A 21,947-nucleotide genomic window follows, 5' to 3' on the forward strand; every position below is an offset into this window, starting at 1 on the left:
CGGCATGCCACTTGGGGAATGTATGCTAATAGCAAGAACGGGCAAACCGCAGAGAATACGTTCGGCAACTTCCAAGCATCGAAGTTCAGAAAAACAGAGCAGCGACGGCTTTCGCCGGACGACGCCGGGACGACAGGGAGGAGAGTTTATGGCGTCAGTGCACATTCACGACGTGCGGAAATCGTTTGGCGGATTTGAAGTCCTGCACGGCGTGACGGTTCCGATCGAGGACGGACAGTTTGTCGTTCTGGTCGGTCCCTCCGGCTGCGGCAAGTCGACCTTGCTGCGAATGCTGGCGGGTCTGGAGAACATCACCTCCGGAACGATCTCGATCGGCGACCGCGTGGTCAACGACGTGCAGCCGAAAGAACGGGACATCGCCATGGTGTTCCAGAACTATGCGCTCTATCCGCACATGACCGTCGCCAAGAACATGGGCTTTTCGCTCAAGCTGCGCGACGCGCCGCAGGACGAGATCGACAAGCTGGTGCGCCGCGCGGCCGATATTCTCGCGCTGACGCCGCTGCTCGACCGCTATCCGAGGCAGTTATCCGGCGGTCAGCGCCAGCGCGTCGCCATGGGCCGGGCCATTGTGCGCGATCCCCAGGTATTTCTGTTCGACGAGCCGTTGTCCAATCTCGACGCCAAGCTGCGCGTCGCCATGCGCACCGAGATCAAGGAACTGCATCAGCGGCTGAAGACGACGACGGTCTATGTCACCCACGATCAGATCGAAGCCATGACCATGGCGGACAAGATCGTTGTCATGCACGACGGCATTGTCGAGCAGATGGGATCGCCGCTCGAACTCTACGATCATCCGGACAACAAGTTCGTCGCGGGTTTCATCGGCTCGCCCGCGATGAATTTCCTCGACGGCAAGCTGGTCGGCAGCAACACGCCGCATGTCGAGACGGCGAACGGCGCGAAGCTGCCGCTGGCGGCGTCGCGCACCGGTCTCGATGGCAAGCCGGTGACCTACGGCATCCGCCCCGAGCATCTTGAATTCGCGGATGACGGGATCGAGGCCGATGTGATTGTGGTCGAGCCGACCGGGTCGGAAACCCAGATCGTTGCACGCATCGGCCAGCAGGATCTGATCGCCGTCATTCGCGACCGCCGTCCGGTGAAGCCGGGCGACAAGGTCAGGCTGCGGCCGAATCCGGCTGCAGCGCATGTCTTCGACAAGGAGACCGGAAAGCGTCTGATCAACTAGCAATCGCGTTTCACTAAAATCATAGCCAACAGCCGGCCGTCACAACCAAGAGCCGGTACAACAGGGAGACGAAGCTTATGGATAAATTTATGCCAAATCGCCGTTCGCTGCTCAAAGGTGGCGCATCGGTGCTCGCCGGCGCGGCGACGGTTTCGGCGGATCAACTGCTCGGATTTGCCAAGGCCTGGGCGCAGACCACGCAGTGGAAGCCCGAAGCCGGCGCCAAGATCAACCTGCTGCGCTGGAAGCGGTTCGTTGAGGCCGAGGACAAGGCCTTTATGGACATCATCGCAGCCTTCACCAAGGCCACGGGCGTCGAAGTCAACGTTTCCAACGAATCCTACGACGACATTCAGCCGAAGGCTTCGGTCGCGGCCAACACCGGGCAGGGCCTCGACATGGTCTGGGGCCTGTATTCGCTGCCGCATCTGTTGCCGACGAAGTGCGTCGACGTGAGCGACGTTGCCGACTATCTCGGCAAGAAGTACGGCGGCTGGGCCGACTCGGCCAATGCCTACGGGAAGGACAAGAACGGCAAGTGGATCGGCATCCCGGTCGCCTGCACCGGCGCGCTGATGAACTATCGTATCAGCTCGATGGAGAAGGCCGGCTTCAAGGAATTCCCGAAGGACACGGCGGGTTTCCTCGAACTGTGCAAGGCGCTCAACAAGAACGGCACACCGGCAGGCATGGCGCTCGGCCACGCTTCGGGCGACGCCAACACCTGGCTGCACTGGGCGCTGTGGACCCATGGCGGCTATCTCGTCGACAAGAACGACAAGGTCATCATCAACTCGCCCGAGACGATGAAGGCGTTGGAATACGTCAAGGCGCTCTACGGCGAATTCATTCCCGGCACGGCCTCGTGGAACGACTCGTCGAACAACAAGGCGTTCCTTGCCGGCCAGTTGCACGCGACCTGCAACGGCATCTCGGTTTATGTCACCGCCAAGCGCGAGGCGAAGAACATCGCCGAAGACATGAATCATGCTTACATGCCGATCGGCCCGGCCGGCAAGCCGACCGAACTGCATCTGCCGTTCACGATGCTGACCTTCAACTTCACGAAGTTCCCGCAGGCATGCAAGGCGCTGACCGCGTTCATGATGGAGGCTGACCAGTTCAATCCGTGGCTGACGTCTGCGTCCGGCTATCTGTCGCCATTCCTCAATGGCTACGACAACAATCCTGTCTGGACGTCGGATCCGAAGAACACGGTGTACCGTGACGTCGCCAAGCGCACCCTGACGCCGGGTGGTCTCGGTACGCTCGGAGAGAACGCCGCAGCGGCGATCGCGGACTTCCTGGTCGTCGACATGTTCGCGAACTACTGCACCGGCCGTGAAGACGCGAAGGGCTCGATCGCCTTCGCCGAGCGTCAGGCCAAGCGGCTCTACCGCTGATAAATGGAACATCGCCGGCGCGGAACCTTCGCGCCGGCGCTTTATCGATCGGCCATCTGCGCGTAGTCTGTCCGCAAAACTGGTTTCCACTTTTGCGGAATGCGCGACAAGGGTTTGGAACCATGACCACGATTCCAGCAACCGTCTCCGCCAAGCCATATGTCAGCTCGCAATCCGCTTGGCAGCGTCTTGTGACGAACCGCAACTGGATCGCACTGTGGTTCATGTTGCCTGCGGCGGGCTTCCTGATCCTGTTTCTGGCTTATCCGCTCGGTCTCGGTATCTGGATGAGTTTTACCGATGTTCGCATCGGCCGCGCCGGACAGTTCATCGGTATCGAGAACTATGAATGGTTGTGGGAGGACGGCGTCTTCTGGTTGTCGGTGTTCAACACTCTCGTTTACACCATCGTGGCCAGCGCCATCAAATTCGCACTCGGGCTTTATCTCGCATTGCTCCTTAATCGCAGCATGCCCTTCAAAGCGCTGATCCGCGCCGCCGTCTTGATCCCGTTCATCGTGCCCACGGTTCTGTCGGCGATCGCATTCTGGTGGATCTACGACTCGCAATTCTCGATTATTTCCTGGTCGCTCACCAAGATGGGCTTGATCCATCAAAACATCAATTTTCTGGGCGACTCCACCTGGGCGCGGGTCAGCGTCATCATCGCCAATATCTGGCGTGGCGTGCCGTTCGTCGCCATTACGCTGCTCGCAGGTTTGCAGACGGTGTCGCCATCGCTCTATGAGGCCGCGACTCTCGACGGCGCGACCAACTGGCAGCGTTTCCGCTATATCACCTATCCGCTGCTGACGCCGATCATCGCAGTTGTCATGACATTCTCGGTGCTGTTCACCTTCACCGATTTCCAGTTGATCTGGGCGCTGACCCGCGGCGGCCCGGTCAACGCGACGCATCTGATGGCGACGTTGAGTTATCAGCGCGGTATTCTCAGCGGCCGGCTCGGCGAGGGCGCGGCGATCGCGACGGCGATGATTCCATTCCTGCTGGCGGCCATCGCCATCTCGTGGTTCGGCATGCAGCGGCGCAAATGGCAGCAGGGGTCTGACAATGACTGATGACGTCGCGCCGCTGAAGTTTTTGGTTTTGCGCGGTCGGGGCAAGCCCCGCGCGCGCATGGCGCAAATGGCAGCAAGGATCTGACAATGACCGATCACGCAGCACATCCGCCAGCCGCGACAGCGCAGTCGTCGACCGACAACAGCGAGGGCATGAGCTATCTCGAGACGTTGCCCAGCAAGATCGTGACGCTCTACATTCCGCTGTTCATCATGGTCGTCATCTTGCTGTTTCCGTTTTACTGGATGGCGTTGACGTCGATCAAACCCGATGAACAGTTGATCGATATGGAGACTTACAACCCGTTCTGGGTTGTGAAGCCGACCTTGAAGCATATCCAGAAGCTGCTGTTCGAGACGCAGTATCCGCGCTGGCTGTGGAACACGATGTATGTCGCTGCTGCTGCGACGTTCATCTCGATTGTCGCCAGCGTGCTGGCGGCCTATGCCATCGTTCGCCTCCGCTTCAAGGGCGCCAATGTCGTCAGCGCCTCGATCTTCCTGGCGTATCTCATCCCGCCGTCGATCCTGTTCATTCCGCTGGCGTCGGTGATCCACTCCTACGGGCTGTTCGATTCCCCGCTGTCGCTGATCCTGGTGTATCCGACGCTGCTGATTCCGTTCTCAACCTGGCTCCTGATGGGTTACTTCAAGACCATTCCGTACGAACTTGAAGAATGCGCGTTGATCGACGGCGCCAGCCGCTGGCAGATCCTGACCAAGATCGTGCTGCCGCTTGCGGTGCCCGGGCTGATCTCGGCTTTCATCTTCTCGTTCACGCTCTGCTGGAACGAGTTCATCTACGCGCTGACTTTCCTGTCCTCGACGCAGAACAAGACGGTCCCCGTTGCCATCGTCAACGAATTCGTCGACGGCGATATTTATAAATGGGGATCGTTGATGGCAGGCGCGCTGGTCGGCTCACTGCCGCTGGTCATTCTTTACGCGTTCTTCGTGGAGCACTACGTGTCCGCCATGACCGGCGCGGTCAAGGAATAGACTTCGATCTTGAGATCGTCATGCCTCCACTTGTCGCGGGCATCCACGTCTTGAGATGTAATAAGAAAGACGTGGATGGCCGGGACGAGCCCGGCCCTGACGGAAAGTGGAGAAGGCACGTTGCATATTCTGGTTCTCGGCGCGGCCGGCATGGTCGGGCGCAAACTTGTCGATCGGTTGCTCCGCGACGGCAGGCTCGGAAAGTCCGACATCACCCGTATGACGTTGCAGGATGTCGTCGCTCCGGCAGAGCCGAATACCTCCATTCCCGTCGAGACGGTGACCTGCGACGTCGCGGATCAGGCTGCGGTGACCAAACTGGTGGCGGCAAAACCGGATGTGATTTTCCATCTCGCGGCCATTGTCTCGGGTGAGGCTGAAGCGGACTTCGACAAGGGCTATCGCATCAATCTCGATGGCACGCGTTATCTGATCGACGCCATCCGCGCCATTGGCGGCGGCTACAAACCGCGCGTGGTGTTTACGTCGTCGATTGCGGTGTTCGGTGCGCCATTCCCAGAAAAGATCGGTGACGAGTTCTTCACCACACCGCTGACGAGCTATGGCACCCAGAAGGCGATCGGCGAGCTTCTGGTTTCCGACTACTCCCGCAAGGGCCTGCTCGACGGCGTCAGTATCCGTCTGCCGACCATTTGTGTGCGGCCCGGGCTGCCGAACAAGGCGGCATCCGGCTTTTTCTCCAACATCATCCGCGAGCCGCTGGCCGGCAAGGAAGCGGTTCTGCCGGTGTCCGAAGATGTGCGCCACTGGCACGCATCGCCGCGCTCCGCAGTCGGCTTCCTGCTGCATGCCGCGACCATGGACACCGGCACCATCGGTCCGCGCCGGGCGCTCAGCATGCCGGGACTTTCGGTGACGGTTGGCGAGCAGATCGCCGCGCTGACGCGCGTGGCAGGGCCGAATGTGACGGCACGGATCAAGCGCGAGCCGGATCCGACCATTGTCGGCATCGTGGCCGGCTGGCCGCGCGATTTCGTCACCGATCGCGCGCTCAAACTCGGTTTCACCACGGCCGAAAAGACCTTCGATGACATCATTCGCATTCATATTGAAGACGAACTCGACGGTTCATTCGTGTCCTGACAAAACGCCGGTGCAGCGATGACAACTGTCGCCTGCATTGGCGAATGCATGATCGAACTTTCGCAGGGCGCCGGTGGTCAACTGACGCGTAGTTATGGCGGCGATACCCTGAACACGGCGGTGTATCTCGCGCGTCTTGGCATGAGTGTGGACTACATCACCGCGCTGGGGACCGACCCGTTCAGCGACGAAATGGTCGAGGCCTGGAAGGGCGAGGGCGTTGGCACCGCGTATGTCGCGCGCGTCGATAGCAAGCTGCCGGGTCTTTATGTGATCAGGACCAGCGAGACCGGCGAGCGATCGTTCTATTACTGGCGGGAGAACGCTGCGGCGCGGATGCTGCTCGATCTGCCGCAGACCGATGCGATCCTGGCGGCGCTGGCGAGTTATGACCTGATTTACCTCTCAGGTGTCACGCTGTCGCTCTATAGCCCCGATGGCCGTCAGCGGTTGATCGATGCGCTCACGAAAGCTCGCGAGGGCTCGACGCGCGTGGCGTTCGACACCAATTTCCGCGTGCAAGGGTGGCCGGTGCTGGATACCGCGCGTCAGGTCTATCGCGACGTCCTTGCGGTCGCCGATATCGTGCTTGCGTCGGTCGATGATCTCACGCCGTTGTTCGGAGCGCGGATGCATGGCGAACTGATCGACCGGATGGCGGCGCGTGAGGTTGTGCTGAAACTTGCAACGCCGGGCAGTGTTGTCAGGCATGATGGCGTGGAGCATAGCGTGAAGGCGGAGCTGGTCGGCAAGGTGGTGGACACCACGGCGGCGGGTGACAGTTTCGCCGCCGCGTATCTTGCTGCGCGGCTGAATGGAGCAACGCCGGTCGAGGCGGCGCGGGCCGGGCATCGGCTGGCGGGTGTGGTGATCGGCCATCGCGGCGCGATCATCCCACGGACCGCAATGCCGCCTGAGGGAAGGGCCAGTACGGCCGGGATGGAGCGATCGTCATGACCGGCATGTCAGGCTCTGAGAGACAGGCCGCGCTGGAGAAGATCCTGATCCCGGCGCGCATTATTCCGGTGCTGACCATCGCCCGTGTCGAGGACGGCGTGCCGCTCGCCCGCGCACTGGTGGCGGGCGGCGTGAAGACTCTCGAAATCACATTCCGCACCGACGCGGCGGCCGATGCGGCCAGGGCAATCATTGCCGAGGTCCCGGAAGCGGTGGTCGGGATCGGCACCGTGCTGAGCGCGGACGACCTGCGGCGCGCGCAGATAATCGGTGCGCGGTTCGCCGTCAGCCCCGGTGCGACGCCCGAGTTGCTCGACGCCGCGGCGGCGAGCGACCTTCCGCTGTTGCCGGGTGTCGCCACCGCATCCGAGCTGATGCAGGCGCGGGCACGCGGATTCGATCTGCTGAAGTTCTTTCCCGCCGAGCAATCCGGCGGCATCCCGATGCTGCGCGCTCTGGCCGGACCGTTTCCCAGCACACGCTTCTGCCCGACTGGCGGGGTCAGCGCCGCCAACGCCGCGACATGGCTGGCCGAGCCGAATGTGATCGCAGTCGGCGGGTCGTGGCTATGCCCGGCATCGGACGTCAAGGCGGGGAACTGGGAAGTTATCACCGGGCGCTGTATCGACGCGATGAAATCGCTGCGGCGAAGGTAGCCTGTCTTCACCTCTAGATTTTGCTTGTGAAAGATTGCCCTCACCCCAACCCTCTCCCCGCAAGAGCGCGGCGAGGGAGTTGCGAAAACTGAGTCCGATGAGCGGGTTACGATTCAAATCTCACGCCGGGACTGAATCTCGGGATGATGTTTTGCGTGAGGATGAGGTGCCACGCTTAAGCGACTCATCCGACTCTTAAAATCCCATCGCTGCGCCATCGCTGCGGGGATCGGTGGCGCCCTCGAACATTCCGTCGGCGTGGCGCAGGACAGCGCCCGCATGACCCATAGTCGACGTGAAAGCCGGCAGGATCTCGATATCGTGACCGGCATCTCGCATGGCCTGAACCACCGCCGGATCGAAGCGGTCTTCCAGCTTCAGCGTCACCGTGGCATCGCCCCATGTCTTGCCGAGCAGCCAGCGCGGCGCAGTGATCGCGGCCTGCAAGCCCTGACCGTACATGGCGTAACGGCTGAACACTGCGGACTGGCTTTGCGGCTGACCTTCGCCGCCCATGTTGCCGTAGACCATACGGCGGCCGTCGTTGAACAGCGCCATCGCCGGATTGAGGGTGTGGAAGGGTTTGCGGCCGGGGCGCAGCGCACGGGGGCCGTCGCCGTCGAGCAGGAAGCTCGAGCCGCGGTTCTGCCAGACGATGCCCGAGTTCTCGAGCACGCAACCGGAGCCGAACTCGAAGTAAATGCTCTGGATGAAACTGACGGCGATGCCGTCCTTGTCGATCGCGCCCAGCCAGACAGTATCGCCCGGATTGACCGGCACCGGCCAGGGCAATGCGCGCTTGCGGTTGATGTTGGCGGCAAGCCCATCCAGAATTTCCGATGTCAGATAATGCTCGGCCTTTTCCGTCATCAGTGCCGGATCGCCGACAACGCGATCGCGCACCAGGAACGCCTGCTTGGTGGCTTCGACAATGCCGTGAAGATATTCGAAGGTCTCAGCCTCCTGCACGCCGAGCCGCTCGAAGATCGCAAGGATCATCAGCGAGGCGAGGCCCTGTGTCGGCGGCGGGAAATTATAGAGCGTCGCGCCCTTGATCGCGACTGACAGCGCGTGGCGGCGCTGCGCCTTGTGGGCGGCGAGATCGGCGAGGGTGACCGGCGAGCCGCAGCGCGCCAGATCGGCTGCGATCTCCTTCGCCAGCGCGCCGGTGTAGAAATCCATCGGGCCGTTCTTGCCGAGCCGCTTCAGCGTCGCGCCCAGCGCAGGCAGCTTCATAAGCTCGCCTTCCTTCGGAAGCTTGCCATCGAACAGGAACGTGTCGACAAAGCCCGGCGAGTCTTTCAGCTCAGCCAGCTTGGTCTCGGTCAGTTCCTGCTGTGTCGCGGTGACGGCAAAACCGTTCTCGGCAGACCACACTGCGTCTTCAACCAGCCGGGAGAGGGGGAGTTTGCCGCCCATTTCCTTGTTGATCGCGATCACTTCGGCCCAGCCGGACAGCGTGCCTGCAACGGTGTTGGCGGCAAGCGGACCGCGCGGGGGAATAGCGGACAGGCCCTTGCCCTTATAGAATTCGACCGTTGCGGCTTGTGCCGCCGCGCCGCAGCCGTCCACTGCGATCGGTGGCTTGCCGCCGGCGGAAATCAGCCAGAAGCCATCACCGCCGATCGAGTTCATGTGCGGATAGACCACCGGCAGGCTCGTTGCCATGGCCAGCGTTGCCTCAATGGCATTGCCGCCTTCGCGCAGCACGCGCAGTCCGGCCTCAGAGGCGAGATGGTGCGGCGAGGTTACCATGCCGCGGAGGGAGCGAGGCGTATTCAGCATTGGTCGTATCCATGGTCCAGCGTTGATGCGCCGGCAATGGACGCGACGCTCTATGTAAGTGAATACTTCACTTTTGGCAAACCGCAAAATGCCCGGCTTTCGCCGGGCATTTTGGCGTGGATTTGCTAAGAAACCTATTCGGCGGGGGCAGCCAGAGGTATGCCGGGTGCGGCGTGCCCGAACCACGCCATTCGCCATGGTTTCAAGACGAACAGGGCGAGCAGGCCGGTCAGCACATCCATGACGATGATCAGGCCGAAGACCGGCATCCAGCTCCCGGTGGATTCACGGATCATTGCTGCAACCGGGCCGCCGAGCACAGAACCGATGCCCTGGGCCATGTAGAGAAACCCGTAATTCGTGGTCGCGTTCTTGGTGCCGAAGGTGTCGGTCAGGGTGGAGGGGAACAGCGAGAAGATCTCGCCCCAGCCAAAGAAGACGATGCCCGACAGCAGCACGAACGCAAGCGCGTTGTCGCGGAAGGCGACCATCAATGCGATGGCGATGCCTTCGAAGATAAACGCGAGGCCCATCGTATTCTCACGTCCGATGCGATCCGACACCCAGCCGAAGAATGGCCGGGTCAGTCCATTGGTGATGCGATCGATGGTGAGTGCGAGCGGCAGTGCCGCCAGACCCCAGACCATCACATTGGCGACCCCAAAATCCTTGGTGAAATTTGCGAACTGCGAAATCACCATCAGCCCGCCGGTGGACATCATCGTCATCATGATGAACATCAGCCAGAAGATCGGTGTCTTTAGCATCTGCTTCGGTTCGTAATCGACGGCCGAGGTTGCGACCTTGATCGAGGTCGCCGCTGCCGCGGTCTCTCCGGCTTTGGGATTGCGCAAACCGAGCGCGGCCAGAAGGCCAACGGCGCCGAGAATGATGCCGAAGGTGATAAGCGTCGACTGATACGTCGAACTCTTCAGCATGGCGTCGATCGGGAACGTGGTCAGGATCGCGCCGAAGCCATATCCGGCGGCAACCATCCCCGTGGCGAAACCGCGCCGGTCCGGGAACCAGCGCACCATCAGGCCGACGATGCCGACATAAACGATGCCGGTGCCGATGCCGCAAAACAAGCCATAGGTTGCATAAAGCGCGGTCAGCGATGTTGCATAGGCCGAAAGTACCCATCCCAGTCCGCTCAGAACGGTGCCTGCGGCGATCAGGAGCTTTGGTCCGAAACGGTCGATCAGCCAGCCTTGTGCCGGCGACAGCCATGTTTGCAGGACGATCAGCAACGAGAAGGTGATCTGGATCGCGGGAAGCGTTGCGCCTGTTGTGGTCTGGAAGGATTTGACGAACAGCGTCCAGACATATTGCGGGCTGGAGATCGCCATCATCGCGATGACGCCCAGCAACAGTTGAATCCAGCGCGCGTTGCTTGTCTTGAGATCGGTGGTGAGACTCATGCCAGTTTTCTCCATGGATGGAGAAAACACAGCAATGTACGTGCCACTCACCTCATCGGCGTTATGCGTTTGTGCGGTGGTGACACATGCATTTTTGAATGGAATGGAACTAGTGTTCGTTACACCTTGACCATCCGCTTGCCGCGGTTCTCGCCGGCCAGAAGTCCGATCAGCGCCTTTGGCGTGTTTTCCAGGCCCTTGATGATATCTTCCTGCACCTTGATCTTGCCGGCCTTCACCCAAGACTGGAGATCGGCGAGCGCGGCCTCGCGCTGGTCGTTGAAGTCGGTGAAGATGAAGCCCTGCACAGTGAGGCGTTTAACCACGATCAGTCCCGGCACGCCGCGCGGGCCGTGGGCAGGCGGTGTGCCGTCATAGGCAGAAACCGCGCCGCAGCAGGAGATGCGGCCGTGCTGGTTCATCTGAGGCAGGCAGGCCTCGAAGATATCGCCGCCGACATTGTCGAAGTAGACATCAATGCCGTTCGGCGCGGCGGCCTTCAGCGCCTTGAACACCGGCTCGGCCTTGTAATCGACGGCTGCATCGAAGCCGAGTTCAGAGACCAGCCAGTCGCACTTCTCCTTGCCGCCCGCGATGCCGACGACGCGGCAGCCCTTGATCTTGGCAATCTGGCCGACGAACGAGCCGACCGATCCGGCAGCTGCGGATACCACAACGGTTTCCCCGGCCTTCGGCTTGCCGACATTGAGCAGGCCGAAATAGGCGGTGAGACCCGCGACGCCGTAGACGCTCAACAGATTTGTGATCGGATCGATGCGCGGTACTTTGACCAGATTCTTGGCGCGCACCACGGCATAGTCCTGCCAGCCGGTATCGCCGAACACCAGATCGCCGGGGGCGAAGCCGGATGCACTGGATTTCACCACTTCAGCAATCGCACCGCCCGCCATCACGGTATTAGCCTCGACGGCGGCGCGATAGGTCGCACCCTGCATCCAGGCCCGGTTGGCGGCGTCGAGCGAGATGTAAAGCACCCGCAACAGGACCTCGCCGTCCTTCGGCTCGGGAATGGCGGCTTCCGCCATTTTGAAATTCTGCGGCAACAGCTTGCCGGTGGGCTTTTCGACCAGCAGGATCTGGCGATTGGTCTGTGTCATGGGGCTCCTCCGCAGGGCTCGTGTCTTTTTGTCCCGCGACGATAGCAGCCTTTGATAAGGGATTGGAACCGGCGGAACCAAACCGTTGAACGAAGGTTGTTCTTGGAATGGTCCGCAGCTTGCTTATCTGAGTATGGCTGCGCTGAGCGCGGGTCTGCTTACTCGGAAGCGCCCTAATCTCACCGGAATTGTGGCCCGTTCTTAGCGCAACTGCACATCTCGAGAGCAGGGGGCCTGATGAGAGACGTGGTAAGTCCTTCCCTTCGCCGTATCCTTTGTGTTTTTCCCAGATATTCCCCCTCATTTGGCACTTTCGAATACGCATACCCCCTGACCGACGGCGTTCAGGCTTTCATGCCCCCGCAGGGCCTGCTGCTGATCGCGGCCTCGCTTCCGGCGGGCTGGGAGGTCCGTTTTCTTGATGAGAACATCCGGGCGGCGACCGATGAGGACTTCATCTGGGCCGATGCGGTGTTCGTCAGCGGCATGCATATCCAGCGGCCGCAGATCAACGACATTTGCCGGCGGGCGCACGAACATGATCTTGCGGTGGCGCTCGGCGGTCCCTCGGTCAGCGCGTGCCCGGAATATTATCCGGACTTCGACTACCTGCATGTGGGCGAACTCGGCGACGCAACCTATGAGTTGTTCCGGCGTCTTGGGCGGGATTCCGCGCGGCCTGACCGGCAGGTGGTGCTGACCACGAAAGAGCGCCGCGAGATGTCGGAGTTTCCGCTTCCCGCCTATGAGCTGCTCCCGCTCAATAAATACTTCATCGGCAGCATCCAGTTCTCGTCGGGCTGTCCCTATCAGTGCGAATTCTGCGACATCCCGGCGCTTTACGGCCGCAACCCGCGCCTCAAGTCGCCGGAGCAGGTGATTGCTGAACTGGATAAAATGCTGGAGTGCGGTCTCGCCGGTGCGGTTTACTTCGTCGACGACAATTTCATCGGCAACCGGAAAGCAACGCTGGATCTGCTGCCGCATCTGGTCGAATGGCAGAAGCGCAACGGATATTCGATTCAGTTCGCCTGTGAGGCGACACTGAACATCGCCAAGCGTCCAGAAATCCTGTCGCTGATGCGCGACGCTTACTTCACGACATTGTTCGCGGGAATCGAAACTCCGGACCCCGATGCGCTGAAAGCGATGTCGAAGCAGCACAATATGATGGTGCCGATCCTGGAGGGTGTGCAGACGCTGAACAGCTACGGACTGGAAGTCGTGTCCGGCATTATTCTCGGCCTCGATACCGACAAGGTCGACGCGGGCGAGGGCATTCTCGAATTCATCGACCAGTCCCAGATTCCGCTGCTGACCATCAATCTGCTGCAGGCCCTGCCGCGCACACCGCTGTATGACCGGCTGAAGCGCGAGGGCCGTCTGATCGAGGACAGCGATCGCGATTCCAACGTCGATTTCTTCCTCCCCTACGAACACGTCGTCTCGACATGGCGGGAATGTATGGGCCGGGCCTACACGCCAGAGAGGCTGTTCGCGCGGTTCGAGCATCAGGTGCGCGAGACCTATCCGAACCGCTTCCAGCCGCCGAACAGCAAGCAGCGTCTGTCCTGGCGCAACATCAAGCGCGGCATGACGATGCTCTCCAACATCATCTGGCATGTCGGGATGAAGAGCGACTATCGCCGCGAGTTCTGGAAGTTCGCATGGCCGCGCCTGAAAACCGGCGATATCGAGCGCGTCATCAGCGTTGGTCTGGTCGCGCACCATCTGATAGTGTTCGCCCGGGACGCCTCAAGCGGGCAGCAGAATGCATCGTATTATTCGACCAGATTGCGGGACATGCCTGTCGCCGCTGAATGATGTGCGCATGACGGCTGCGCCGGCCGTCCTGCCGTCAGAACATTCATGAAACAGCCATCGGTTTACGACGTCGTTGTCCTCGGTGGAGGCGCGGCGGGTTTGATGTGCGCCGGCATTGCCGGTGGCCGCGGCCGGCGCGTGGCTGTGATCGAGCAGGCGAAGCGGCCCGCCGAGAAAATTCGCATTTCCGGCGGCGGCCGCTGCAATTTCACCAACCTGCACACCACGCCCGCGAACTTCCTGTCCCGCAATCCGCATTTCTGCAAATCCGCGCTGAGCGGATACACCCAGCACGATTTCATCGCGCTGGTTGAGAAGCACCGCATCGCCTATCATGAGAAGACGCGCGGGCAATTGTTCTGCGACGACTCCTCGCAGCGGATCATCGACATGCTGCTCGATGAGTGCGCCGCCGCAGGTGTGACGCTGTATCCGGGCACAAGGATTTCAACAGTCGCAAAGGGTGAGGGCGGATTCTCCATCGTCACCGATCGCGGCGAGATTCGCGGGCAATCGCTGGTGATCGCCACAGGCGGTCCTTCGATTCCGAAAATGGGATCGAGCGGTATCGGCTACAAAATCGCCGAGCAGTTCGGCCTCAAGATCATCCCGCCGCGCGCAGGACTGGTGCCGCTGACGTTCGACGAAGCGCTGCTGGCGCGGTCAAAGGATCTCGCAGGTGTCGCGGTCGATGCCGTGGTGAGTTGCGACGGGGTGCAGTTTGACGAGGCGATGCTGTTTACCCATCGCGGATTGAGCGGTCCGGCGATCCTGCAAATTTCGTCGTACTGGCGCGACGGCGATGACATTCAGATCGATATGGTGCCGGGCGTTGATGTGTTCGCGGCGCTGAAAGAGTTGCGGCGCGATCATCCTCGCCAGGAGCTGGCGACCGGGCTTGCGCGGCTATTGCCGTCGCGGCTTGCGCAGAGGATCGCAGAGGCAGGCGGTGGAGTGTCGCGAATGGCGGACATGTCCGACCGCCAATTGCAGGCGGTGGCTGCGCTCGTGAACCGGTGGCAGGTGACGCCGCGCGGGACCGAAGGCTACCGGACAGCGGAGGTAACGCTGGGCGGGGTCGACACGGCAGAACTGTCGTCAAAGACTTTTGAAACGAGATCCGTTCCGGGACTGTTTTTTATCGGCGAGGTGATCGACGTCACCGGCCATCTTGGCGGTTTCAATTTCCAGTGGGCCTGGTCATCGGGGTTTGCCGCTGGTCAGAATGTGTGACGGGTTCCCCGAAATCGTCGGGGCGCGTTTTGGCGCCAAACACCCCAATAAACAACTGAAATCACACGAATATTTCATCCCAATGGAGGATTGTCTTAAGGGCCGCGAACCTGCTAATCGACTGCGGCGGAGGCCCACCGTTGCCGCCGTCCCAAACCTGCTCGCGAGCCCGAATTGTCCGCTGAAATACCATTGGTCACCGCTGCCGTAGCCTTGGCGATCTGGGTCTATCTGATTGTGGCCCGGGGCGACTTCTGGCGAACGCAGAAGTTCGATGACCTTGCGCCTGCGCCCGGCTTCATGACCTGGCCGTCGATCGTTGTCGTCGTGCCGGCACGCGATGAGGCTGCGGGCGTCGGCGCCTGCGTGACCTCGATCCTGAGCCAGTCCTATCCCGGCACGTTGTCGATGATCCTGGTCGACGATCAAAGCCAGGACGGCACCTCGCAGATCGCAATCAATGCTGCGGCAGCGATCGGCGCATCGGATCGCCTCACGGTGCTGCAAGGCCGCCCGCTGGCGCCCGGCTGGACCGGCAAGCTCTGGGCGGTCAAGCAGGGGCTCACGCTGGTCGAAAGCAGCACGGCGCAGCCTGAATATGTTCTTCTGACGGATGCCGACATCGTCTACTCCGGTGACGTGCTGATGCGGCTGGTGGCCCGCGCACAGAACGAAAAACTCGCGATGACGTCGATCATGGCGACGCTCCGCTGTGAGAGCTTCGCCGAAAAGTATCTGATCCCGGCCTTCATCTTCTTCTTCGGAATGCTTTATCCGTTCGGCTGGGTGCGCAGCCGCACGCGTTCGACTGGCGCGGCGGCAGGCGGCTGCATTCTTGCGCGATGGGACGCGCTGAAGAACGCTGGCGGCATCGACGCCATTCGCGGATCGCTGATTGACGACTGCGCGCTCGGGGCGCGGCTGAAGACGCAGGGACCGGTGTGGCTCGGTTTCTCGCAGCACGTCAAAAGCGTTCGGGCGTCGGATACCGTCGCTGATGTCGGGCGGATGATTTCGCGCTCGGCCTATGCGCAATTGCGCTATTCGCTGGTGCTTCTGATCGGCACGATCATCGCGATGAGTGTCGTGTTCCTTGCGCCGGTCCTTATCGCGTTGTTCGGTCACGGTCTTGCGGCGGTATTTGCGGCGGCCGCGTGGCTGCTGATGGCGCTCGCGTTCCAGCCCACGCTGCGGTACTATGGGCAGTCGGCTCTTTGGGGACCGGCGCTTCCCGCAATCGCAGTCGCTTACATGGTGTTCACGGTCAACTCCGCGATCCAGCATTTTCAGGGGCGTGGCGGAATGTGGAAAGGCCGCGCTCAGGCACAGGTGTCCAGTTCGTAATGACAACAGCAGGCGAATTGCGTTCAGGCAAAGGCCACAAGGACGAGAACTTTCCGGTCGCGTCGTGGATCATCCATCCGCGCCACCGGGCGCTGATCCTTGCGTTCTATAATTTCGTGCGCACCGGCGACGATGTCGCCGATCACGCGACGCTGCCCGCGCAGGAGAAGCTTGACAAGCTCGACCTGCTGGAAGCCGAACTGCTCGGCAGGGGCGATACCCAGCCGGAGGCAGTGACGCTGCGCCGTGCGTTCGCCGAGCGTGGCATGTCGCCGAAGCACGCACAGGATCTGCTGAACGCATTTCGTCTCGATGTCACCAAGCTGCGCTATGAGAACTGGGATGAAGTGATCCATTACTGCTCGCTGTCGGCGATGCCGGTCGGCCGCTTCATGCTCGACGTCCATGGCGAAGACCGTTCGACCTGGGCAGCGTCCGACGCAATCTGCGCCGCTTTGCAGATCAACAATCATCTGCAGGATTGCGGCAAGGATTATCGCAATCTCAATCGTGTCTACATTCCGCGCGATGCGCTGGCGGCCTCGGGCGCCACCGTCGAAATGCTTGGCGAAGCGCGCTCCACCCCCGCGCTGCTGAAATGCCTGCATGCGCTGGCGCGGCGCACTGAGACCCTGCTGCATGAGGGCCGGTCGCTTCCAGGCGAGATCAAGGACACCCGGTTCGCGCTGGAGGTTTGCGTGATCGATGCCTTCGCCGATAGGATCGTCAACCTGCTGAAAGTGCGCGATCCGCTCAGCGAGAACGTCCATCTCTCAAAGGGGCAGATGGCGGGCGTCGCGCTGTCCGCCATGGCGAACGGGCTGTTCCGGCGCGTGACGGGGCAGGCCCCACGTCCCGCCAGCACCGGGCGCGTGATCTGACATGACCTCAACGAGCAGCACAGCGCCGCACGCCGCCGCGCCGGAAGCGAATGTACGGGGCGTCGCCTCGGGTAGTTCATTCTACGCGGCGATGCGTATCCTGCCGCGCGAACAGCGCGAGGCGATGTTCTACATCTACAGCTTCTGCCGTCAGGTGGACGACATCGCCGACTCCGATGGTCCGCGCCCTGAACGCCTCAAGGCGCTGGATCAATGGCGGCGCGACATCGATGCGCTTTATGCCGGGAAACCACCTCAACATCTGCGCGACTATGTGTCGTCGGTGAAACGGTTCGGCCTGCGGCGCGAAGATTTCATCGCCATCATCGATGGCATGGAGATGGACGTCCCCGCCGACATTCGCGCGCCCGACGCGCGGACGCTCGATCTCTATTGCGATCGCGTCGCGAGCGCAGTGGGGCGGCTGTCCGTGCGGGTGTTCGGCCTCGGCGAGGAAGATGGAATTTTGCTTGCGCATCATCTCGGCCGCGCGCTCCAGTTGACCAACATCCTGCGCGACATTGACGAAGATGCCGGGATCGGCCGGCTTTATCTGCCGCGCGAAAGTCTCAACGCCGCCGGGATCATGTCCAACGATCCATTGGTGGTTGCCTCCGATCCGCGGCTGCCGCGTGCGTGTGAAGGCATTCTGAAGCAGGCGCGAGACCATTTCGCCAAGTCGAACGACATTATGGCGCGCAACTCGCGCCGTGTTGTTCGCGCGCCGAAAATCATGTCGGAATATTATCACGCGATCCTCGAAAAGCTCGTGGAGCGAGGCTTCGCGCTGCCGCGCAAGCCGGTCAAGCTCAGCAAGGCCGCCAAGATTTTCATTCTCATTCGGTACGCATTCATCTGATGGCAAAAGCACATATCATTGGTGCCGGGGTTTCCGGCCTGTCCGCGGGCGTTCGGCTCGCGAATGCAGGATTCGAGGTTCACGTCCACGAGGCGACGCAGCAAGCCGGTGGCCGCTGCCGCTCTTATTATGATGGCGCGACCGACATGGTCATTGATAACGGCAATCACCTGCTGCTGTCGGGCAATCTTCACGCGCGCTCCTATGCGCTGGCGATCGGAAGCGAGGACGGTCTCGTCGGGCCTGAGCGCGCGCAATTCGATTTTATCGATCTGAAAGCGGGCAAACGCTGGATGCTCGATCTTGGCAACGGACGCATTCCGACGTGGCTGTTCGACAAGTCGCGCCGCGTGCCTGACACGGGTGTGGGCGATTATCTCGCGTTGGCTCCGCTCGCCTGGGCCGGCAACGATGCACTGATTGGCAACACGATCAAATGCGAGGGCAAGCTTTATGAGAGGCTTGTACAGCCCTTGATGCTCGCGGCGCTGAACGTCGATCCGCCGGATGGCTCCGCAGGCCTCGCTGGTGCCATCGTGCGTGAGACGCTGCTGGCTGGTGGCAAGTCATGCCGCCCACTGATCGCCCGCGAAGGCTTGAGCACGGTGCTGGTCGATCCTGCAATCAAGCTGATCCGCGAGAAGGGCGGAACGGTCAACCTTGGCCACGAACTGCGTCAGGTGCTGATGGCCGGCGAATCCATCTCGATGCTGGAATTCGTCGATGACACGATTACTGTCGCGCCCGGCGACGTTGTCGTGCTCGCGGTTCCGCCGCGCTCGGCGGCATCGATCCTGCCGGGGCTCAAGACGCCGACCAAGTTCCGCGCCATCGTCAACGCGCATTTCCGCTACGATCCGCCGGACAACATGCCGCCGATGATGGGTGTGATCGGCGGGCTGATCGAATGGCTGTTCGCATTTCCGCAGCGGCTGTCCATCACCATCAGCGATGCCGATCGGCTGGTGAATGTGCCCCGCGAGCAGCTTGCCCGCGATATCTGGCGCGACATCTGCAAGGCCGCGGCCATCAGTGACGAAGTGGCGGAAGGCCCGTTGCCGCCGTGGCAGATCGTGCGCGAGCGCCGTGCCACATTTGAGGCAACTCCGGAACAAAATGCCATGCGTCCAGGGACGGTCACCGAGTGGAAAAACCTATTCCTCGCGGGCGACTGGACTGATACGGGACTGCCAGCGACCATTGAAGGGTCGATCCGCTCTGGCGATAGGGCTGCCGATATGGCCCTGAGAATGCAGTAAAATCAGCATTTTACGGAGTTCCATGACTCTCCTCGAAGACCATAGGGCCGATGCTGCGCCGAGCGCGCCGGCCCTCGAAAACAGCATCGCGGCTGCGAGCCGCGCTCTGCTGAACCATCGCAAGCCCGACGGCCACTGGGTGTTCGAGCTTGAAGCCGACGCCACGATTCCGGCGGAGTATGTCCTGCTGCGGCACTATCTTGCCGAGCCGATCGACACTGCGTTGGAAGCCAAGATCGCGAACTATCTCCGCCGTATCCAGAACGAGAATGGCGGCTGGTCGCTGTTCTACGGCCACGAGTTCGATATGAGCGCCAGCGTGAAGGCTTACTTCGCGCTGAAGATGATCGGTGATTCGCCCGATGCGCCGCATATGAAGAAGGCGCGCGAGGAAATGCTTCGCCGCGGCGGCGCGATCAAGAGCAACGTGTTCACCCGCATCATGCTGGCGCTGTTCGGCGTCGTGACATGGCGCGCGGCGCCGATGATGCCCGTGGAGATCATGCTGCTGCCGCGCTGGTTCCCGATTCACCTGACCAAGATTTCGTACTGGGCGCGCACCGTGATTGTGCCGCTGCTGGTGCTGATGAATAAGAAGCCGCGCGCGCGCAATCCGCTCGGCGTCGGTATCGATGAACTGTTCCTGGAAGACCCGAAGACGATCGGCATGTCGGCGAAGGCGCCGCATCAGAGTCAGCTCTGGTTTACGGGCTTCAATCTTCTCGACAAGATCTTGCGCGTTGTCGATCCGCTGTTCCCGAAAGCCCCGCGCCAGCGCGCCATCGACAAGGCTGTGGCGTTTGTCACCGAGCGCCTCAACGGCGTTGACGGTCTCGGCGCGATTTTCCCGGCGATGGCCAACACCGTGATGATGTACGATCTGCTCGGTTATCCGAAGGATCATCCGCATTATGTGCTGGCGCGGCAGTCGATTGAGAACCTGCTCGTCATCAAGGATGACGAAGCTTACTGCCAGCCGTGCGTCTCGCCGATCTGGGACACCGCGCTGACCGCGCACGCCATGATCGAGGTTGGCGGTGAGAAGGAGGTCGCTTCTGCGAAAGCCGCGCTGGAATGGCTCAAGCCGAAACAGGTGCTCGACGTCGAGGGCGACTGGATCGAGAAGCGGCCGGGCGTGCGTCCCGGCGGCTGGGCCTTCCAGTACAACAACGCGCATTATCCCGATCTCGACGACACCGCTGTCGTCGTCATGGCGATGGACCGGGCGCGCGGCACGCTGAACGCCGGCACCAAATTCGACGAGTCGATCGCGCGCGGCCGCGAGTGGATCGACGGCCTGCAAAGCAAGGACGGCGGCTGGGCGGCGTTCGACGCCGACAACCTCGAATACTATCTCAACAACATTCCGTTTTCGGACCATGGCGCGCTGCTCGATCCGCCGACCGAGGATGTCACCGCGCGCTGTGTCTCGATGCTGGCGCAGCTTGGCGAGACGGTGAAGACCAGCGAGCCGCTGGCGCGGGGCGTGGAGTATCTGCGCCGGACACAATTGCCCGACGGCTCATGGTTCGGGCGCTGGGGCGTCAACTACATCTACGGCACATGGTCGGTGCTCTGTGCGCTGAACGCCGCCGGTGTCGATCATGCGGACCCGGTGATCGCGAAGGCTGCCGACTGGCTGATCTCGATCCAGAACAGCGACGGCGGCTGGGGCGAGGATGGCAACAGCTACCGGCTCGATTACCGAGGCTATGAGAAGTCTGATTCGACCGCCTCCCAGACGGCCTGGGCCACGCTGGCCCTGATGGCGGCTGGGAAGGTGGACCATCCCGCGACTCAGCGCGGCATCGCCTATTTGATTCAATTCCAGGGCAAAGACGGGCTTTGGAGCGAGCCGCAGTACACCGGGGGCGGGTTCCCACGTGTGTTCTATTTGCGATACCACGGATATTCTAAGTTCTTCCCCTTGTGGGCGCTGGCGCGGTACCGGAATTTGCGTAATACTAACAGCCGCTTCGTGGGGATCGGAATGTGATTATAGGCGCGGGCGGGGACGCCGCACACGACGGGCTGCCAGTCCTGATCGTTACTGGCTTGAAACAGGAGGCCCGCATCGCTGCCGGCCCCGGTCTCACCGTCATCTGCAGTTCAAGCAATCCAGTTCAGTTGCGCGAAATGATGACGTCGTTCGATCCGGCGAGCATTCGCGGCATCGTGAGCTTCGGCGTCGCCGGCGGTCTCAATCCCTCGCTCAAGTCAGGTGACGTCGTTGTCGCCTCTCATATCGTCACCGCGAAACGGCGCTGGTCGACCGAGGCGTCGCTGACGGAGAATCTCGTCGCATTGCCAGCGAAACGCCGCCGCTCGATCGTCTCTGGCGTCCTTGCAGGTGTCGAAGAGGTCGTGACAGGTCAGGTGGCCAAGGCTGCGCTGCGCGCCACCACCGGCGCCGATGCGGTCGATATGGAGAGCCATATCGCTGCGAGATATGCCGAATACAATGGCCTGCCGTTTGCGGCGGTACGCGTGATCAGCGACCCGGCGCATCGTGCGTTGCCGGAACTGACGATGAATGCCATCAAGCCGAACGGTAATGTCGACATGTGGAAGGTGATGCGCGGCATCGCGCGCAACCCGAAGACGATTCCGCATCTGATTTCGACGGGGCGCGACTTCAGCCGTGCGCTGCGCTCACTGAAGGGCTGCCGCGAGGCATTGGGCTGATTTCCCGAACTACGGTCTAAGTCACGTTCGCTTCACCTCCCGTTGGGCGGAGGGAGTTCGATCATGCCTGCATCGCAGGCGCTTCCATTGAGCTGGTTGCGCAACAAAAAAGGCGCGAGCAACG

18 protein-coding genes are annotated in these 21,947 nt (G+C 61.5%); 15 read left to right on the top strand and 3 right to left on the bottom strand.

Annotation, left to right across the window (positions count from 1 at the left end; genetic code table 11):
• Window positions 1–148: 148 nt before the first annotated feature.
• The 7 genes from ugpC (at window position 149) to eda (ending at window position 7,414) form a co-directional block, all read left to right on the top strand.
• Window positions 149–1,216: a sn-glycerol-3-phosphate ABC transporter ATP-binding protein UgpC gene (ugpC, locus tag I554_RS0117915; RefSeq protein WP_024573895.1), complete on the top strand. Its 1,068-nt coding sequence runs from the start codon at window positions 149–151 to the stop codon at window positions 1,214–1,216.
• 77 nt (window positions 1,217–1,293) lie between these two features.
• A complete protein-coding gene (locus tag I554_RS0117920) occupies window positions 1,294–2,619 on the top strand; it encodes an ABC transporter substrate-binding protein (RefSeq protein ID WP_024573896.1) in 1,326 nt (441 codons plus the stop codon).
• 122 nt (window positions 2,620–2,741) lie between these two features.
• A complete protein-coding gene (locus tag I554_RS0117925) occupies window positions 2,742–3,698 on the top strand; it encodes a sugar ABC transporter permease (protein ID WP_024573897.1) in 957 nt (318 codons plus the stop codon).
• 87 nt (window positions 3,699–3,785) lie between these two features.
• The gene (locus I554_RS0117930) at window positions 3,786–4,697 is read left to right on the top strand and encodes a carbohydrate ABC transporter permease (RefSeq protein WP_024573898.1); all 912 of its coding nucleotides are present in this window, start codon (window positions 3,786–3,788) and stop codon (window positions 4,695–4,697) included.
• A 120-nt stretch (window positions 4,698–4,817) separates the two neighbouring features.
• Window positions 4,818–5,801, top strand: coding sequence for a D-erythronate dehydrogenase (gene denD / locus I554_RS0117935; protein ID WP_024573899.1), 984 nt, complete (start codon window positions 4,818–4,820; stop codon window positions 5,799–5,801).
• Between the two features lie 18 nt (window positions 5,802–5,819).
• Entirely contained in the window at window positions 5,820–6,758 is a 939-nt protein-coding gene (locus tag I554_RS0117940; RefSeq protein ID WP_024573900.1) for a sugar kinase, read from the top strand.
• Complete coding sequence (gene eda, locus I554_RS0117945; protein ID WP_034461840.1) at window positions 6,755–7,414, top strand: bifunctional 4-hydroxy-2-oxoglutarate aldolase/2-dehydro-3-deoxy-phosphogluconate aldolase; 660 nt, start codon at window positions 6,755–6,757, stop codon at window positions 7,412–7,414. The genes I554_RS0117940 and eda overlap by 4 nt, the downstream gene beginning before the upstream one ends.
• 195 nt (window positions 7,415–7,609) lie before the next feature.
• On the opposite strand, the gene I554_RS0117950 is transcribed toward eda, so the two are convergent.
• From I554_RS0117950 to I554_RS0117960, 3 genes are all read right to left on the bottom strand, one after another.
• On the bottom strand, window positions 7,610–9,199 hold the full coding sequence (locus I554_RS0117950) for a gamma-glutamyltransferase family protein (RefSeq protein ID WP_024573902.1): 1,590 nt from the start codon (window positions 9,197–9,199) through the stop codon (window positions 7,610–7,612).
• Window positions 9,200–9,333: 134 nt separating this feature from the next.
• A complete protein-coding gene (gene oxlT, locus I554_RS0117955; RefSeq protein WP_024573903.1) occupies window positions 9,334–10,620 on the bottom strand; it encodes an oxalate/formate MFS antiporter in 1,287 nt (428 codons plus the stop codon).
• Between the two features lie 119 nt (window positions 10,621–10,739).
• Window positions 10,740–11,738 (bottom strand): NADP-dependent oxidoreductase, encoded by a 999-nt coding sequence (locus I554_RS0117960; protein ID WP_024573904.1) that lies wholly within the window; start codon window positions 11,736–11,738, stop codon window positions 10,740–10,742.
• Between the two features lie 354 nt (window positions 11,739–12,092).
• Here I554_RS0117960 and I554_RS0117965 point away from each other — a divergent pair, with 354 nt between their 5' ends.
• The 8 genes from I554_RS0117965 (at window position 12,093) to I554_RS0118000 (ending at window position 21,823) form a co-directional block, all read left to right on the top strand.
• Window positions 12,093–13,562 (top strand): B12-binding domain-containing radical SAM protein, encoded by a 1,470-nt coding sequence (locus I554_RS0117965; RefSeq protein WP_081710807.1) that lies wholly within the window; start codon window positions 12,093–12,095, stop codon window positions 13,560–13,562.
• Between the two features lie 45 nt (window positions 13,563–13,607).
• Window positions 13,608–14,795, top strand: a complete 1,188-nt coding sequence (locus tag I554_RS0117970) for an NAD(P)/FAD-dependent oxidoreductase (protein ID WP_024573906.1) — start codon at window positions 13,608–13,610, stop codon at window positions 14,793–14,795.
• Window positions 14,796–14,969: 174 nt separating this feature from the next.
• Window positions 14,970–16,139: a glycosyltransferase gene (locus I554_RS0117975; RefSeq protein ID WP_024573907.1), complete on the top strand. Its 1,170-nt coding sequence runs from the start codon at window positions 14,970–14,972 to the stop codon at window positions 16,137–16,139.
• A complete protein-coding gene (gene hpnC / locus I554_RS0117980) occupies window positions 16,139–17,020 on the top strand; it encodes a squalene synthase HpnC (protein ID WP_024573908.1) in 882 nt (293 codons plus the stop codon). The genes I554_RS0117975 and hpnC overlap by 1 nt, the downstream gene beginning before the upstream one ends.
• Window position 17,021: 1 nt before the next feature.
• Window positions 17,022–17,879, top strand: a complete 858-nt coding sequence (hpnD, locus tag I554_RS0117985) for a presqualene diphosphate synthase HpnD (RefSeq protein ID WP_024573909.1) — start codon at window positions 17,022–17,024, stop codon at window positions 17,877–17,879.
• Window positions 17,879–19,138: a hydroxysqualene dehydroxylase HpnE gene (hpnE, locus tag I554_RS0117990; protein WP_024573910.1), complete on the top strand. Its 1,260-nt coding sequence runs from the start codon at window positions 17,879–17,881 to the stop codon at window positions 19,136–19,138. Before hpnD ends, hpnE begins: the two co-directional genes overlap by 1 nt.
• Before the next feature lie 22 nt (window positions 19,139–19,160).
• A complete protein-coding gene (gene shc, locus I554_RS0117995) occupies window positions 19,161–21,134 on the top strand; it encodes a squalene--hopene cyclase (RefSeq protein ID WP_024573911.1) in 1,974 nt (657 codons plus the stop codon).
• Window positions 21,131–21,823: a phosphorylase gene (locus tag I554_RS0118000; RefSeq protein WP_024573912.1), complete on the top strand. Its 693-nt coding sequence runs from the start codon at window positions 21,131–21,133 to the stop codon at window positions 21,821–21,823. Before shc ends, I554_RS0118000 begins: the two co-directional genes overlap by 4 nt.
• The last annotated feature ends 124 nt before the right edge of the window (window positions 21,824–21,947 follow it).

Source organism: Afipia sp. OHSU_II-C1, from assembly GCF_000497575.1.
Classification (GTDB): Bacteria; Pseudomonadota; Alphaproteobacteria; order Rhizobiales; family Xanthobacteraceae; genus Afipia.

What these genes read in the sequence shown, in the direction of transcription:
- ugpC (WP_024573895.1), top strand. Translation starts at nt 149, where the DNA reads ATGGCGTCAGTGCACATTCACGACGTGCGGAAATCGTTTGGCGGATTT.
- I554_RS0117920 (WP_024573896.1), top strand. Translation starts at nt 1,294, where the DNA reads ATGGATAAATTTATGCCAAATCGCCGTTCGCTGCTCAAAGGTGGCGCA.
- I554_RS0117925 (WP_024573897.1), top strand. Translation starts at nt 2,742, where the DNA reads ATGACCACGATTCCAGCAACCGTCTCCGCCAAGCCATATGTCAGCTCG.
- I554_RS0117930 (WP_024573898.1), top strand. Translation starts at nt 3,786, where the DNA reads ATGACCGATCACGCAGCACATCCGCCAGCCGCGACAGCGCAGTCGTCG.
- I554_RS0117940 (WP_024573900.1), top strand. Translation starts at nt 5,820, where the DNA reads ATGACAACTGTCGCCTGCATTGGCGAATGCATGATCGAACTTTCGCAG.
- eda (WP_034461840.1), top strand. Translation starts at nt 6,755, where the DNA reads ATGACCGGCATGTCAGGCTCTGAGAGACAGGCCGCGCTGGAGAAGATC.
- I554_RS0117950 (WP_024573902.1), bottom strand. Translation starts at nt 9,199, where the DNA reads ATGCTGAATACGCCTCGCTCCCTCCGCGGCATGGTAACCTCGCCGCAC.
- oxlT (WP_024573903.1), bottom strand. Translation starts at nt 10,620, where the DNA reads ATGAGTCTCACCACCGATCTCAAGACAAGCAACGCGCGCTGGATTCAA.
- I554_RS0117960 (WP_024573904.1), bottom strand. Translation starts at nt 11,738, where the DNA reads ATGACACAGACCAATCGCCAGATCCTGCTGGTCGAAAAGCCCACCGGC.
- I554_RS0117965 (WP_081710807.1), top strand. Translation starts at nt 12,093, where the DNA reads ATGCCCCCGCAGGGCCTGCTGCTGATCGCGGCCTCGCTTCCGGCGGGC.
- I554_RS0117970 (WP_024573906.1), top strand. Translation starts at nt 13,608, where the DNA reads ATGAAACAGCCATCGGTTTACGACGTCGTTGTCCTCGGTGGAGGCGCG.
- hpnC (WP_024573908.1), top strand. Translation starts at nt 16,139, where the DNA reads ATGACAACAGCAGGCGAATTGCGTTCAGGCAAAGGCCACAAGGACGAG.
- hpnD (WP_024573909.1), top strand. Translation starts at nt 17,022, where the DNA reads ATGACCTCAACGAGCAGCACAGCGCCGCACGCCGCCGCGCCGGAAGCG.
- hpnE (WP_024573910.1), top strand. Translation starts at nt 17,879, where the DNA reads ATGGCAAAAGCACATATCATTGGTGCCGGGGTTTCCGGCCTGTCCGCG.
- shc (WP_024573911.1), top strand. Translation starts at nt 19,161, where the DNA reads ATGACTCTCCTCGAAGACCATAGGGCCGATGCTGCGCCGAGCGCGCCG.